At 58.7% G+C, this 15,281-nt stretch carries 12 protein-coding genes; 1 reads left to right on the forward strand and 11 read right to left on the reverse strand.

Going from position 1 to position 15,281, the window contains the following annotated elements; genetic code table 11:
- Window positions 1-49 precede the first annotated feature (49 nt).
- The 7 genes from AB5Z25_RS03475 to AB5Z25_RS03505 form a co-directional block, all read right to left on the reverse strand.
- Complete coding sequence (locus tag AB5Z25_RS03475; protein ID WP_368134795.1) at window positions 50-1,720, reverse strand: SpaA isopeptide-forming pilin-related protein; 1,671 nt, start codon at window positions 1,718-1,720, stop codon at window positions 50-52.
- A complete protein-coding gene (locus AB5Z25_RS03480) occupies window positions 1,713-5,096 on the reverse strand; it encodes a Spy0128 family protein (protein ID WP_368134796.1) in 3,384 nt (1,127 codons plus the stop codon). Before AB5Z25_RS03480 ends, AB5Z25_RS03475 begins: the two co-directional genes overlap by 8 nt.
- 505 nt (window positions 5,097-5,601) lie before the next feature.
- Window positions 5,602-6,423 carry a Cof-type HAD-IIB family hydrolase gene (locus AB5Z25_RS03485; protein WP_368134797.1) on the reverse strand — a complete coding sequence of 274 codons (822 nt, stop codon included), beginning with the start codon at window positions 6,421-6,423 and terminating at the stop codon, window positions 5,602-5,604.
- Between the two features lie 183 nt (window positions 6,424-6,606).
- Window positions 6,607-7,842, reverse strand: a complete 1,236-nt coding sequence (locus tag AB5Z25_RS03490; RefSeq protein WP_368134798.1) for an MFS transporter — start codon at window positions 7,840-7,842, stop codon at window positions 6,607-6,609.
- 330 nt (window positions 7,843-8,172) lie between these two features.
- A complete protein-coding gene (gene mobB, locus AB5Z25_RS03495; protein ID WP_368134799.1) occupies window positions 8,173-9,480 on the reverse strand; it encodes a molybdopterin-guanine dinucleotide biosynthesis protein B in 1,308 nt (435 codons plus the stop codon).
- 4 nt (window positions 9,481-9,484) lie between these two features.
- Window positions 9,485-10,540, reverse strand: a complete 1,056-nt coding sequence (gene moaA, locus AB5Z25_RS03500) for a GTP 3',8-cyclase MoaA (RefSeq protein ID WP_368134800.1) — start codon at window positions 10,538-10,540, stop codon at window positions 9,485-9,487.
- Between the two features lie 235 nt (window positions 10,541-10,775).
- The gene (locus AB5Z25_RS03505) at window positions 10,776-11,813 is read right to left on the reverse strand and encodes a putative endonuclease domain-containing protein (protein ID WP_368134801.1); all 1,038 of its coding nucleotides are present in this window, start codon (window positions 11,811-11,813) and stop codon (window positions 10,776-10,778) included.
- 361 nt (window positions 11,814-12,174) lie between these two features.
- Here AB5Z25_RS03505 and AB5Z25_RS03510 point away from each other — a divergent pair, with 361 nt between their 5' ends.
- Window positions 12,175-13,521 (forward strand): MATE family efflux transporter, encoded by a 1,347-nt coding sequence (locus AB5Z25_RS03510; RefSeq protein WP_368134802.1) that lies wholly within the window; start codon window positions 12,175-12,177, stop codon window positions 13,519-13,521.
- A gap of 137 nt (window positions 13,522-13,658) precedes the next feature.
- Here AB5Z25_RS03510 and AB5Z25_RS03515 read toward each other — a convergent pair whose 3' ends face one another.
- The 4 genes from AB5Z25_RS03515 to AB5Z25_RS03530 form a co-directional block, all read right to left on the reverse strand.
- Window positions 13,659-13,994 (reverse strand): type II toxin-antitoxin system RelE/ParE family toxin, encoded by a 336-nt coding sequence (locus AB5Z25_RS03515; protein WP_368134803.1) that lies wholly within the window; start codon window positions 13,992-13,994, stop codon window positions 13,659-13,661.
- Window positions 13,984-14,253 carry a type II toxin-antitoxin system prevent-host-death family antitoxin gene (locus tag AB5Z25_RS03520; RefSeq protein WP_117635874.1) on the reverse strand — a complete coding sequence of 90 codons (270 nt, stop codon included), beginning with the start codon at window positions 14,251-14,253 and terminating at the stop codon, window positions 13,984-13,986. Before AB5Z25_RS03520 ends, AB5Z25_RS03515 begins: the two co-directional genes overlap by 11 nt.
- Before the next feature lie 108 nt (window positions 14,254-14,361).
- On the reverse strand, window positions 14,362-14,784 hold the full coding sequence (locus AB5Z25_RS03525) for a PIN domain-containing protein (RefSeq protein ID WP_117745689.1): 423 nt from the start codon (window positions 14,782-14,784) through the stop codon (window positions 14,362-14,364).
- The gene (locus AB5Z25_RS03530) at window positions 14,781-15,173 is read right to left on the reverse strand and encodes a type II toxin-antitoxin system Phd/YefM family antitoxin (protein ID WP_158554556.1); all 393 of its coding nucleotides are present in this window, start codon (window positions 15,171-15,173) and stop codon (window positions 14,781-14,783) included. Before AB5Z25_RS03530 ends, AB5Z25_RS03525 begins: the two co-directional genes overlap by 4 nt.
- Window positions 15,174-15,281: the final 108 nt, after the last annotated feature.

Genomic DNA, 15,281 nt, shown 5'->3' on the forward strand with positions numbered 1-15,281 from the left:
TTAGCATCTGCTTCGCTATGTCTCGCCCCGCTCTCTGTGGGGCTGCCAGCTACTCTTTATGGCTGCCACCTCCCCGCTTGACCAGGAGCGCGACCACGATGAGCGCGGCTCCGGCGACCGCTGCGGCGGCCGCGGCGTACATTGCCATATCGCCAGTCGAGGGCATAAAGCCTCCGGTGGTAATGCTAGGGGGTGTGCCGGTGGGCGTGTTGATGAGCGACGCCTCCAGGCTGCCCGTCGACCCGTCCGCGCTGTCGGCGCGCAGGGGCGACTCGGCCGTAATGGTGAGCTTGGGCTTGGCGGCGGCCACCTGGTCGACGTCCAGGCCCTCGGCCTTGACCGTCACGGAGCGCGTGTCCTCAAAGGCGGTGTAGCCCTTGGGCGCCTTGAGCTCGCGGACCTCCAGCTTGCCCGAGTCCACGCCCGAGACGGTCACGCGGCCGTCCTCGCCCGTGGTGACGGTGGCCTTGCCCTCCGCATCCCACGTGCCGTCGGCCGCCAGCGTGCGGCCGCGGTCGTCGGCGATGCTCAGGACCGCCCCGGCAAGCGGCTTGTCGCCGTCGCTGCCGCGCTTGGTGAGCGCGAGATCCCAGGTGTAGGCGCACGCATCGTCGCTCGGCGTGTGGGTGAAGCCGGCATCGCCGGACTGGTCGGCAAAGGGAGAGCGCGGGTAGCGTAGGTAGACCTCGTTGGGGTTGCCCTTCGCGATGCCATGGTTGCACGCGCTGTTGAGCGGCGCATTGTACACGGCGACCACGCGGGCGCCCGCGGTGAAGGCGTCGGCCCCGCCGAGCGCGGCGATGAGGTCGCCGGTGCGAACGGTGAAGGTCTTGCCGTCCGCCGCCACCTTGGTGGCGCACTGGGCCGTGATATCGGTCCAGCCCTTCGCGGGTTCGGTGCCGGCGCGGCCGTCCTTGCCGGCCGAGACGGCGTCGAAGCCGCCGTCCGCGCCCGCCGCCACGTACACGCGCATGCTCGCGGCCACCTTGGAGGGGTCGAGCCCCGCGCTCATGGTGTCGACGAACCGCACCGTATAGGTGTCGTAGGCCGTGAGGCCCGCCGGGACCGTGGCCGAGAGGCGCCAGTACAGGTCGTCGGCGACCGTGGCGTCGGCGGCCTTCTGCCAGGCGGCGGTGCCGTCCTCCAGCACATGCTTGGCGACCTTGGGGGTCGCGGCCTTGGGCTTGACGGTGACGGCGCCGCCGCCCACCAGGGCCATGATCGGCGCGGTGCCGGCCTCGTTCTGGGCGATGGCGTCGTCGTCGGCGACGATGAGCCAGTAGCCACAGGGCAGCTCGGCCGTCGTGCCCGCATTAAGGGCCACGGACTTGGCGCCAGAGCTCTGGAGGGAACGAGCGAGCTGTGCGCTCAGCGCGCTCGTAAGGTGGGAATCGGTGTTGAGCCACTCGGCAGCTTCCTGCGCGGTGGTCTGGGAATTGGGCATGCCGGCGCTGCGCAGCACGGGCAGTGCGGCGTCGCGCACGGCGTCGCTTGCCCAGGCGAGGTCGGTGGCGATCTTGGCGTCGCTGTCGCCGTCGACGACGTTGGCGCTAAAGATCTGGTAGGCGTCGTAGCTGCGCGCCACGGTGCCGCTCACCGTGATGGAACCGGTCGAGGTCGGCACGGCCTGCGCGGATGCGGGGAACACAACCGCGCAGGTGCCGATCAGGAGGGCAAGCAGTGCAAACAAGATCGGGAAGGAGCAAACTTTCTTATTCACGATGCTCACCTCCCTTCGCATTCGCCTTGCGACGAATGTGCATCCAGGCCGCAGCAGCGCAAAGCACCGCCGCGCCGGCAAGGTACGTCAGAGTGACGCCCGACATACCAGAAAGGGGCAGAGTGGTGGAGTAGGTGTTGGTGAAGGTTGGGGTGTCAGTGTCGGTGAGCTCGTGATCCGTGGTATCGGAGTTTATCCACTCGCCATTGGAGTTAACGGTCCCCTTCTTGTAGGTCACCTTACAGTCGATGGCTCCTTTGGTGTCATCCGTTGCCACGACCTTAATCTCGTAGACCGACTGGTCGAATTTGTAATGCGAGAAAATCGAGCTATCGTTCTTCTCACGCACGTAGTACGTGAAGGTCTTGGAAGCACCGCGACCCGGAACCTCAGAATCGTTCCGCTTCAAACTGCCAAGGTTGTACTCAATCTCGGGGAACTCAAGCGTCTGAGTCTTTTTGTCATTAGCCGTCGTCTTGACCGTCGTAGCGCTATCAAACCTCCCGTTATCCGCAAACTCGAGCGTAAACTCCTTCATCTCGCCACCCTCAACGACCTTAGTCGCCTTGGGAGTCCAAGAGCCGGTGGAGGTGTACTGGGTGTTGGTGAAAGTCGCACCTTTAGTAGTAAGTGCAACGCATGCAACGTCGCCTTCAGACGTTGGGGTAACCACGGTCTCAGGCTCAGTAGTGCCATCAGACATCTTGGTGATCTTCACGTTACTTACCGTGTAGTACCTGTATTTAATACCAAGCACCTCGTGCATCCTGGTCCGATCCTCTGTGACCGTAGGATCTATCTTGTAGATAGCCTTGTCGTAATTAACGTCCTTGTCCGTGCCTGGAACCTCTACCAAGTAGTAAACAAGATCGTCATCGGCATAAACTTCACCCAGATCAAAGGTGAAATTTCCATTCCCATCGTTTTTCACCGTATTGACCACCGAGCAGCCATTGAGCTGAAGAGTGTCATTGGCATCAAAACTCGGCACCGTATATCCCGTAACCTGACCGTTCTTATCCTTAATCTCGTTCTGCTTGAGTAGCTGGAAATCAAAGTCATTTCCTTCAAGCGTGCCGTCCTCAAGCACCTTGGTGCCATTGAGCTTCATCTTGGGGTAAACCTTGACTTCTTGGGTGGAGCCAGCGACAACGTTGCCGTTGGTCATGATTCCGCCACCGTGGATGTTGGAGCTGTTGCCCGTGATGTAGAGCGTGGCTAACCCTTTAGCAGCTTTTTGATCTTCAGCGGACGGATCAGACTTTAAGCCAATCAAATACTTAGCCTGAGCGCCCTCGTACTTGCCGATAGACGTTGACGTATTGTCGTCGATCGTGCCCGACCAATTGGCAGCTCCGCCACCAAGCATCTGGCCAGTTACGGCTGCGATATACGGATTATTTTCAGAATTGTTAGAGTCGTGAACTAGGAAAAGGTCCTTATGACCGGCACTTATAAAATCTGGGGTTATTTCGCCGCCTTTCGGGTCTTTATCCCAGTCCTCGCTCTTGTCGTTAGTGCCGCCCGATCGATGTGCACCGTCGTGGTCAGTGTTGTCATAAATCGCAATACCGTAGGTATCGGTAATAGCAGTCTTACCACTCGGGCAAGCGGCAAACCCGCCGCCAAAGCCCTCGGCATGATTGTTGGTAATCAATGCGTTATAAATCTTGAGGCTTGCCGACTCAACGCCTTGGTCGCTGTTGCCGCCTTGGACGAACACTCCGCCGCCACCCCAGTCATTAGTGGTATTGGTCGTATTGTTAGTGATATATGCCTTAGTGCCAGAAGGAACGTTGAACTCGCCCTTGGTAGGCGCTGCGATGCGGATACCGCCGCCCTCCGAGTTTTTTGCAACATTGCTAGCTATGGTTCCACCAGAGAACGTAAACGTGGAAAGAGCTCGATTCCAAGCGCCACCATAAACGCCGCCGCCAGCCTCAGCAGAGTAGTTGCCAGTGATGTAGCCACCGTTAATCTTCAGACTGCCGCCATTAAAAGCAGCAATGCCGCCGCCACCGTGGCAACCGCCGCCCTTGTGCACCCAATTAGTCGAATCGGTATCTTGGTAGAACTGATACTTGTTATTGGTGATGTAGCCGCTCGTAACGTTAACGGTTGATTCGAACGCACAGATACCTGCGCCGTAGCCAGACTGGCTACCAAACGTACCGTTGCCGGAGATAATGCTGCCATCCACGTTGACCATTGAGCCCTTAGCGTACACGCCGCCGCCATTGGGAGCGTAGTTACCTGCGATAACGCCACCGGTTAGATTAAGGGTCGAAGCAGCACCCTTTTCATTAGACACCATAATGCCAGCGCCGGTGCCCGAGGTTCCCGTAGAGGCGCCGCAAACGTAGCCACCGCTCATATTGACGGTAGAACCGTTCTCGGCGTAGACCAAGTTGGCAACTTTACAGCCCTGTCCTTGCGTCAGCACGCCACTTTCAAGATTGAACGTACCGCCCTTACCATTAGTGCCATAAAGATTGATGAGCTTCAATTGGTCGTTACCACTGCACGCCACGATGGCGCCGCCGATGGTAGCTTCGTGTTTATAAAGAGCCTCGGTAGTGCTAATGCCATCTGGATTTACGGACGATCCGGTTACATAGTAGGTGAGATTTGTAGGAATATTAGAAGTCTCATCAGGGGCCACAGAGGCAAGGTTGCCATTTTTGCTAGATGTGTTGTCGGAGCATACATATTTGTCGCCCGTCGGATCATCCACTGCAGCTTGCTGACCGTCCATGACGGTTAACTTTGCGCCGCCAGTGATATTAAACAGGGGCTGATCCGGACTCTTGTACTTTATCTTGTAGCCGTTAAGATCCAGCTTGATATTGCTGTCCTCCCTGCCAAGCTGGATTGTCGAGCTGGTTTCGATATCATTCACAAGTTTGAAGCTAGCAACATCGCTTGCATTCTCCAGCTTGTTTTTCAGATCGTCAGCAGTTCGTATTTCAGCGGATGCTGCTTCAGCCTGCCCGCCTTCCGCAGCCAGCATTACGGCATTGCCAACCGACGACTCGCCGTCTTCGACCTGCAACTCGCCCTCAGGCTGATCCTCAGACTGACCCTGCTCAACACCATTTGAGGGGTCGGCCTCGTCACCCTCGACCTCGTCACTTTTCTGGTTTTCGGTATCCCCGTTGTTGGTGTTGTCTACATCAGTAGACTCACTTGAGGAACCCCCCCCCATCACAGCTTCCTCGGTAGAAACCGTCTGGGCGTCGTTGGCAATGGCCTGCGAGATCGGGGGCATGACGAGCGACAGTACCAGGCTCAAAACGGAGGCTCCGCACAAAACGCCTGCCAGTACACGGCGCGTCGCTTTTTTACTCTGCTTAGTTTTTTCTGAATTCGCTTTCATCGATGTCTCCTCCCCAAGAGACCGCGATCTTGCTCTTTCACTATCAAACGTATCTGCGCAACCTGTGATTGCGCACGCTTGTAGTACTTATTGTAACGATTGTTTGAACATCTAAGCAAAAATACCGATAGTTTTGTAGCGAATTCTCAATTCTCTTGACATTTGCTCGGATTAACCTTCGTTTATTCGCTCTGAAATATCTGTTTCTACTGGTAATTAAGTTAGTTATCAGTTTTTTAATAGCATTTTATTTATTTGCACAACATTTTGCTCAAGAGCAAGCATCCTGTGAACAGTCGAAAATCGACCATGAGCGGTAGGTCATTAACCGGGAGGAATAGACTACCAAATTGATGGGAATATCTTTAACCCATCGGTGGTGAGAAGCGTAATGTTCAGACAACCATATCTGAATTTGCGCGCAGATTTTAGGCATCAATTCGCCCAAATCGCCTGAGGCCACCGCAAAGGTGCCTGTTCCTCTTGTGGTGGCTCTCCCCCGGCGCTACAGCAGATGCTCCTCGATAAAAATCGCGATGCCGTCTTTGTCGTTGCTGGCGGTTACAAAATCGGCGGCGGAGCGGGTGGCATCGCTGCCATTTGCCATGGCCACACCCACGCCGGCGTCGGCCACCATGCCGGCGTCGTTGTCCGCATCGCCGAACACGCAAATGTTCTGGAGTCCCATGTCATTGAGTTCCGCGACGCGCCGCAGGCCGCGCGTCTTGGACACGCGCGGATCCATGAACTCGTAGAGCCGCTGCGTGGTCTGTAGAGCAGCCGCCTTAACGGCGCCGTCGGCGAACGTCGACGCCCGCTTGATGACCTGCGGCATCGCCTCGGGCGCCATGGTAAACATCACCTTGGGCTGCGGCTCGCGCAAAAACTCGGCAAAGTCGACCACCTTGTAGGGCACGCCGTCGACACGCGACAGGTGCTCGACGCACGCATTGCTCTCGGGCACGTAGAACACGCCGTCTCGGGGGCAGACGGGCGTTGCCGGAAGGTCCGCCATGTGTTTGCAGATGCGCGCGATGGTTTCGCCCGGCAGCGGGTAGCTCAGCTCGTTGATGCCGTGCGCGCGGTCGATGACCTCGGCGCCGCCACAGCCCACCATCACGTCTACCAGACCGTCGATGCCCCAAAGCTCATACATGGCCTCGGTCGCGTGGGCGTCGCGCCCGGTGCACAGGCCAAAGAGCACGCCACGCTCGCGCAGAGCGCGGATCGCCGCCGCAGTGCGCGGGGACACCGTGTGCTCGCTCGTGAGCAGCGTGCCGTCGATATCGCAGAACACGGCTTTGATGTTGCTGAATGTGGCGTCCATGGGGGCCTTTCTGGGTAGTGTGGCGATGTTGGATGCAATCGGAAATGGAGTACATGGTATACCAAGGCACGAGCACGGCTCGCCAAAGCAAAAACCACCACAAAGGTGCCTGTCCCCTTTGTGGTGGAAATGACGTTTGCCCAGATAAAACCTGCCAAAATAAACCTGTCCCTTTTTGGCAGGTTAGCGATCCAAATGCCTACGTCCAAACAGCAGCAGCGCCGCGGGGACCGCCGTTACGACTATGCCCGCTCCTACGAGCGTCTGCTGCACGCCAAATGTCGCCGCCAGCCACGGGGCAATCGCCAGCGGAGCCACGCCGGCGAACATGTTTCCAAAGCCCATGACCGAGTTGACGCGGCCGAGTTGCTCGAGCGGGGCCGTCGTTTGCACAATGGTGTTGTGGAGCGGGTTGACGACGCCCCAGGCCACGCCCAGGGCGATCTGGCCGATAAGGGCCACTCCCACGTACGGCGTGCCCACGTAGAGCAGGCTTCCCAGGCCTACGGTCATAAGCGCCACGAGCAACGTTTTAAGGCTGACGAAGCGCGGCGGCATGCGAAGCGCGACCACGGCGCCCAGCACCGCGCCCACGCCGCAGGCCGACGAAAGCCAGCCCATCCATTCGACGCCGACGTGCAGGACGTCGCGATAGAAGAACGACTCCAGCGGATCGAAGGCGCCGTAGCCAAAGTTCGAAAGGAAGATGATGCAGAAGAGCAGGGCGAGGACGCTGTTGGTGAAGACCGTCTTGATGCTGGTCGCGAAGGTGGCGCGGGCGGGCGTGTTGGGGCTGGAGCTTTGGCCCGCGCGCCCGGCGATGCGGCCTTCCCTCGGCTTAAACCCCCAGCCGGCGATAAGCGCCAGCACGGTAAAGAGCATCATGAGCACGAACACCGCGCGCGACGATGCAGCCGCCGCGGCAAAGCCGCCCAGCGTGGGGCCAACGATGATGCTCACGTTGGAGAACATGGTGATGGTGGAGTTGATGTCTTTGAGCTCGACAGGGTCGTCGGTGAGATAGGCCGGATAGGACGTGGCGATGGGCTGGGCGAATCCCATTACAAAGCCCAAGAGTACCGCGCCGGCAAGGACCGTCTCGGTCGCGTCGCCAAAGGCGATGATCGCCGCGCCCGTTGCCAGTGTGCCGACGATGCTCAGCCAGAAATGGCGGCGCGGACCCCAGGCGTCGAGCGCCGCGCCACCCGCAAAGGACCCCAGGATCACGAAGACGTTCATAAACATGACGGCCAGCGACGTCGCGACGACCGAAGCGCCGTCCGCATAGGTGAGCGTTCCGATAACGCCGATAAAGTAGCTGGTCTGGAAGCCGGTGTAGATGAGAAATCGCATTGCCACCAGGCGCTTGGCCCGCGCGGACAGCGATGGTTGGGATTTAGGAAATGGAGATGTAGACATGTGGGCTCCTTGTTGCATACGAATACGGGCCGCAGGCATTGACCGCCGACCATCGACTCAATCTTTCTCTATGTAACGTTAAGGACGCATCGGGCCCCTTCTCTCCGTCTTCGCCCGGATGAACTACTTGGTAGATTTTAAGGCATGTCCCAAAAATCTACCAAAGCAAAGGCCACCACAAAGGTGCCTGCCTGTGGTGGCCCAATGATATGGCAGCGTAGCGAGCCGGTTCCAAGTGCCCCAGGTCGCCCCGAAAGAGGAGCGACGCGTACTTTGGTACGCGAGCGACGGCTTGAGGGGCGAGATGGGGTGCTTGGGGCCGGCGCAGCGTCAAGCCTGAAGGTGGTCTTGGATCAGGTCGCAGATGGCTCGGGCGTCGTTGATGTTGATGGCTCGGGTCGCGAAGCCGGCGTCGAAGGCCTGGCGCGCCAGGGCCTCGTTGCAGGCTAAGGCCAGCGTGCGGCCGTCGACCAGATCGAGCGAGCTCTTACCGCGAAGACGGTCGACACCGGAGCGCGCAACCACGATATTGTCGAAGCCCTCGGTCTTGTAGCCCTCGATGATTACCACGTCGACATCGCTGTAGCGCGACAGCAGCTCGCGCGCGGGCATCTCGTCCTCCTCGCGCGTGTCGGCGTACTCCGCCCAGCGCGTGGCGCAAATGAGACCCACGTGCTTGGATCCCGCCTGGTGATGGCGCCAGGTATCCTTGGCGGGCACGTCGATATCAAAGCCGTGATGTCCATGATGCTTGAGCGAGCCCACGCGCAGGCCACGGCGGGTAAGCTCAGCAATGACCTTCTCGACAAGTGTGGTCTTGCCCGAGTTCTGGTAACCGATAAACGCGATTGCTGGGGCGGCCGGAGTGGGAGCTGCGGGCACGGCCGGGGCGGATGCGCTCGCGGGCACGGTGCCATCAGTAGCGGCGGCCTCGGCAGCAGCAGCTTGACGTTCCGCGCGATCCCACACGCCCGAGCGTCCGCCCTCCTTGTGCAGCAGGCGCACATCGACGATCTCCATACCACGATCAACGGCCTTGCACATGTCGTAGATGGTCAGGCATGCGGCACTCGCACCGGTCAGTGCCTCCATCTCAATGCCGGTCTTGCCCGTCACACCGGCCGTGACCAGCACATGGAAGCCGACCTGTCCGTCCGGACGCGCCGGCGCCCAGCCCTCGGGCGCGTCCTCGGCCGGCATTCCTGCCGCAGCGATGGGCGCAATGTCGCACTTGCTCTTGGTAATGAGCAATGGATGGCACATGGGGATGATGTCGCTCGTGCGTTTGATGGCCATAATGCCCGCCACGCGTGCGCAGGCAAGCACGTCGCCTTTTTTGGCGCGGTCCTGCAGCACCATGGCTTGCGTCTCGGGATGCATGAGGATGGTGCCCTCGGCGATGGCGATGCGGTGCGTCTCGGCCTTGTCAGACACGTCGACCATGCGCACCTCGCCTTTGGCGTCCACGTGCGTCAGCTCGTCGCGACGGGCGTCGCGGGCGGGCTCGGTCGCAGCGCTGGCAGTCGGCTGCGCGGACGCGTCAGCGTTACCAGCATTCGCCGCAGCCGTGACTTTGTGGGCAGACATCGCGGCCCTGCGAGCGGCCTTGGTGGCATCGGCGTACCTGCTCTTGGCCATATGATCATCCTCCGATTTGGGACATAAATCGTTGCGTGCCCTCAATTATCGCGTGTTCCTGCGGTTTGTGGGCCACGGCATCGCGCCAAATCGAAAGTACCTGCATATCATCACCACGGCGCAGGGCGTCGCGCACCGAATACTCGGCATCGCTGAACAAACAGGGGCGCACGCTGCCGTCCGCCGTCAGGCGCAGACGGTTGCAGCTCGCGCAAAAATGGTTGGACATGGCGCTGATAAAGCCGACCGTGCCCGCCGCTCCTGGAAAACGCCAGTATCGCGCGGGACCCGCGCCGGCAGGGGCGTCGTTGGTCTCGAGCGGCTCAAGCTCACCCAGGCCAACCGCAGCGGCCCCGGCATTGATGCGCGCTCGCAGCTCGTCACTCGGTACGGTGTCGCTTGCGTCCCACAGCTCGGGATTGAGCGTGGGCGCATGCGGGTCCACGGCGCAATGCGAGCTCGTTCGCTCGTCGCCAATGGGCATGTATTCGATAAAGCGCAGGTGGATGGGGCGGTCGACGGTCAGCCGTGCGAGGGCCGCCACATCCTGGTTGAGCCGACGCACTACAACGCAGTTGACCTTAACGGGCTCAAAGCCCCAAGCCAGCGCCGCGTCGATGCCAGCCATGGTCTGCTCGAGTCGACCCAGGCGCGTGATCTTTCCAAAGAGCATAGGGTCGAGTGTGTCGAGCGAGATATTAACGCGGTTAAGCCCGGCATCTTTGAGCTGTGGTGCCAACTTGGGCAGCAGAGCGCCATTGGTGGTAAGCGAGATGTCCTCGATCTGCGGAATCGCGCGGATGTCACGAATGAGCGGGATGATACGGCGGCTGACCAGCGGCTCGCCGCCCGTCAGGCGTACGCGGCGAATGCCCTCCCCCGCCACCAAACGCACAAAGCGGGCGATTTCCTCGGCGCTGAGTAGCTCGTCGTGTGCGCGGGGTGCCACGCCGTCGGCTGGCATGCAATAGATGCAGCGGAAATTGCACTTGTCGGTAACGGCAATGCGCAGATAGTTGATATCGCGGCCAAAGCCGTCATGTTGCACGTGCCCGTCCACGCAGCCCTCCCCTCGCGCGGCGTTTTATTCTTCGGAAAACATAATACCCCACGAAAGAATCATGCCGACACCCGTACGACAGGACAGGTCGCTTCGAGCAAAACGGACTTTCCAAGCCCATCCTCAGCACGCAAACCATCACAACATTCGATGCTTTTCCCGTTTTTGGCAAAAAACGTCGAATGTTGTGATGGTTTGCCTGCCCACGGCACCCCGTAGAAGGACCGGAACGTCCCTAAAGGCCGCCGTCCCAGTGCCGAATCACGAATTCTCGTAGGTCGTTCTGACGTTTCTGGAACGCTTCGCTTCGGTCGCACTTAAGGCCCATAGCGAGCGCGATGGCATTCATTGCCCGATGCAATTGCAGTTGATGGGCAAACTGAGTCCCGGTGAGGACGATCATCTTAAAGCCCAGCGCGCTCAGCACGGTCATACGCTCCGCATCCGACGCGCTGCGCTGTTTATCAAGATGGTCCGAGCCGTTGTATTCAATCCCCGTACCGCTCGCAGGCGCATATACGTCGATCTCGAAATACCCGGACTTAGCGAGATATTTGAACTCGCTGGGAACATCAACCCGGTGGTTGAGCTCGATCTTGGCGTATCCCAGCCCTCCCTGGGAACGTTTTGCTACGACCATGATTGCGGTGGCCGTCTCCATGGGCGATCGCGCGCCATCGTGCACGCGCCTGAGCACGGCGGCCGCGCGTATGGCCCCCTGACGAGATCGGTTCTCATTGCAATAAGCAATCAAATCGGCAACGGTATACCTCTGCCCCATCTCGATATAATCGTCTGTCGACAGATGATTCAAATGGTATCGGGCGCAGATTTCATACCCATATTCCAGCTGCTCGGGCTCACTCATCCACGAACCCGCTTGGACAAAGCACATGGCCTCATCAACCACTAGAAGGCCCTCTGCCACCTCAAGAAGATGGTCTGGAGGTATCGGCGCTCCAAACACGTGGCACCTAAATCCAGCCGGCGTCGAGCGCTCAAAATCGAAGTTGACGAGCGTGTCGATATGATCGAGCTCTTCTCGTGGAATACCAAGCGCAACCAGATAGTCGGTAACGATCCCAACTGCCGTTGAAGCCCTCAGCCCCTTGGCATCGAGTCCCAATTTGGGCAGGCTCGCGGTCGGTTCCGCCTCGTTGGCAAGCGAGTCCTCATCGTATAGGCTGCTTGCTCGCGAGAGCGGCTCGGACGGGCGCGCCACGTTGTGGTACAGCCAGGCAGTCTTATGGGACAGGACGATCGGCAGGTCCATGAGCCCTCCAATGGAGTCGGATAACCAACCTTATTCCCCTGCCCACGGGTCCGCACACCTTTGTGCGCAAGAAAGCGATTCCCCCCCCCCGATCGAGTGGCAGAAAAACCATCACAACATTCGATGTTTTTCCCGCTTTTGGCAAAAAACGTCGAATGTTGTGATGGTTTGAGGCGAGGTGGGAGGCGCGAAGGACCAAAGCATCGTACTTTGCAGGGCGCGTGCCCGTATTCAATTGGAAATGACCGCGCTCGGAGCGTGACTTTTTCGCCCCACTGCCAACATAAACCTTGACTCTACAAGCGTTGTAGGGTTTTCACTACACTGATACGTAAACAAACCCAGCCAGAAAGCCCCGCCCATGGAACACGACCTCACACGCGGCAATGTCCTTAAGACCATCGCGGTCTTTGCCCTGCCCTATATGCTCTCGTACTTTTTGCAGATGCTCTACGGTATGGCCGACCTGTACATGATGGGGCAGTTTAGCGGCGCCGCCGGCATCACCGCCGTGGGCAATGGCGCGCAGACGCTCTATATCATTACCGTGACGCTCGTGGGCCTGGCCATGGGAACGACGGTCATCGTCGGCCATGCCGTGGGTTCGCGCCGGTTTGACCGTGCCGAGACCGCCATCGGCAACACTATCACACTCTTTATGGGCGTCTCGGTGGTGCTGGCCGCCATCTTGTTTGCACTATGCCCGCAAATCGTGGCGCTCATTGGCACGCCGGCCGAGGCAGTCGAAGGCACCGCTGCCTACCTGCGTATCTGCTTTGTCGGCATTCCGTTTATCGCCGCGTACAACATCCTCTCGGCCATCTTTCGCGGCCTGGGCGATTCGCGCTCGCCCATGTACGTGATCGGCGTGGCATGCATCATTAACATCGCGCTCGATTTTCTGTTTATCGGCCACATGGGGCTCGGCCCCGTGGGCGCGGCGCTCGGCACGGTGACCGCGCAGACGGCCAGCGTTGCCCTCGCGCTCGTGTGGCTCAAGAGCCGTCGCACGAACATCCATGTTAAGCGCAGCGACCTGCGTCCCCAGCCCGAGGTGCTCAGCAGCATTCTTAAAATCGGCGTGCCCGTGGCAGTACAGGACGGCTGCATCCAGGTGGCGTTTATGTTTATCACCGTCATCGCCAACCATCGCGGCCTGGTCGACGCCGCCGCCGTGGGCCTGGTCGAAAAGATGATCAGCTTTTTGTTCATTGTGCCGAGCTCCATGGGTGCCACCGTCAGCGCGCTCACGGCGCAAAACGCCGGCGCGGGCAAGGGCGATCGTGCACGTCAGGTGCTCAAGGACGCTATGACGATCTCGGTGGTGTACGGCTGCCTGATCACGGTGCTGATGTGGCTGGTGGCACCGGCGTTTATTGGCTTTTTTGCCAAGGACCCCGCGGCGGTCGCGGCCGGCACCGGCTATATGCACAGTTATATTTTCGACGCAATCTTTGCTGGCATCCACATTTGCTTTAGCGGCTTTTTCGCTGCGTATGGCAAGAGCTACATCGGCTTTGCGCACAACGTGCTGGCCGTGGCGCTCATTCGCGTGCCGGGCGCGTGGCTGCTGTCGAACGCCTATTCCGACACGCTGTTTCCCATGGGCATCGCGTCGCCGTGCGGATCGATTTTGTCGGCAGTCATCTGTGTTGTCGCATTTACCGTACTCAACCGCCGCGGAGCTTTTGACAAACTGATGGCGTAGCGGGGCAACGCGAAATCGCCCTCATCGACGACATCATCAGCGACGACCCGGCGACCCAAGTGACGCGGATCGCGGTGCCGGTTGCCCCAGCAAAGTAAGAACCGCCCGGAAGGCATCATGCTTCCGGGCGGTTCTTACTAATCATCATCCAGCAACTCGAATCGATTTCTAGATATCACCAATGCAGCATAATCTTGGCTTTGGTGAAAAACATGGGCAATCACAACGTCCTCGTTATCGTAGTAATAAAGCATTACATAAGAATTAACGAGGCAAGCATGGTAACCAAGCACTGCAAGCTCGGGTAACTTCGATAAGCCGTAGTCAACTACACCACTTTGAAGAAGCTGGAGCTGGCTACGGTATTTATCAAGAAAGTGCCAGGCAGTAAAAATACCATGCCCCAATAGATAATCAACGATATCGTCAACTTCTTGTTCAGCTGTAGGCAGAATCTTGACGTTATAGGCCATATTTTGCCTCAAGGTCATCGAGAGCCTCAAAGGCATCACGCGCCGTGCCAGCAGCACGCTCCCGCTCGGCCACAGCTATACGAGCCATCAGACGAGCCTTAGCCTGTTCCTGAACCATGAGGTCGTAGTCCTCGGATCGAAGTACAACAAATTTGCTATAGCCGTTTTTTGTAACAGTCACTGGACCAGTAGTAGTTTCAACGAGCTCCGAGAATTTCGCGGTGTCCCGCATATCTTTAATTGGAACGCAAACAGGCATGGCACACTCCTAACATAATTGTGTACATAATTATGAAGTATAGCTCAGCTAACGAGCGTCGGCTACAGGATAACCGCCATGCCGGGGACAGTCCCCGATATGGCGGTTTTACTCCTCCGGAATCGGAAACGCACGGATGAACTCTGCAGGCGAGAAGGTCTTGATGGTCGAGCGCACAAAAGCAGCGCGGTCACGCGTGATGATAAAGTCCACGCCGGCACGCTCGGCCATCGCACGGATACAGCCGTCCTCAAAGTCCGGCTCATCGGAATAGGCGGAGGTAAAACAAGCTTCTTGGTCGAGAGGCTCTACCGAATAGCTCTTAAGACAGTCGCGCACTACCTCGCGGGCGCGCGCCTCGCCTGCCTGTTTAGTGAGAATGTAGTACGCGTCCTTGAGAGAACAGGCCGAAACAACGCCCTCGATAAGCCCCACGTCGACGAGCCCCTTGATCGTTTGCGCCGCTGCGTGCTCCGGCCGGCCCGGCAGCACACAATCGAGCAGAAAATTGGTATCGAGAAATGCCCTCATAGGTAGCGCTCCCTCGCGACGCGCTTTTCATCTTCAACCGTCATCGTATCGAGCGGCGTTCCCTTTGGCATGTTAGCCACGATATCGAGATACTCCTGGTAGTCCTCATTCTCCGCGAGCATCTCACGGATCTCCTTCCAGGTGATCTTGGGATGCCACATCGTACCCATGTCGCGCTTGGGCTTGTCCGAGCCGCACGTCGGTTTTGTGCCCCCACGCTCCTGGGCAGCATCATATTCCACTGCAACCGGGCCTTGATAGTCGAGCGGCACGATTTTGAACAACGGCTTGCTCCGCTTGAAGACCACAACCTCCTCGCCATCATTGGCAACCCTTTCGGCCACCTGCGTAAGGTTTTGGCGCAGCTCCGAAAACGCGACGGTAACCATAACTGCTCCTCTCAACATATATCTTTACTGCTAAGTATACACGTTAATGTTAATGTTAAAGTGTATAAAACTCATTACAATGGGGCAGCCCCGTTGTGGGACCTCACT

It is taken from the genome of Collinsella aerofaciens, assembly GCF_040910325.1.
Lineage (GTDB): Bacteria > Actinomycetota > Coriobacteriia > Coriobacteriales > Coriobacteriaceae > Collinsella > Collinsella aerofaciens_BL.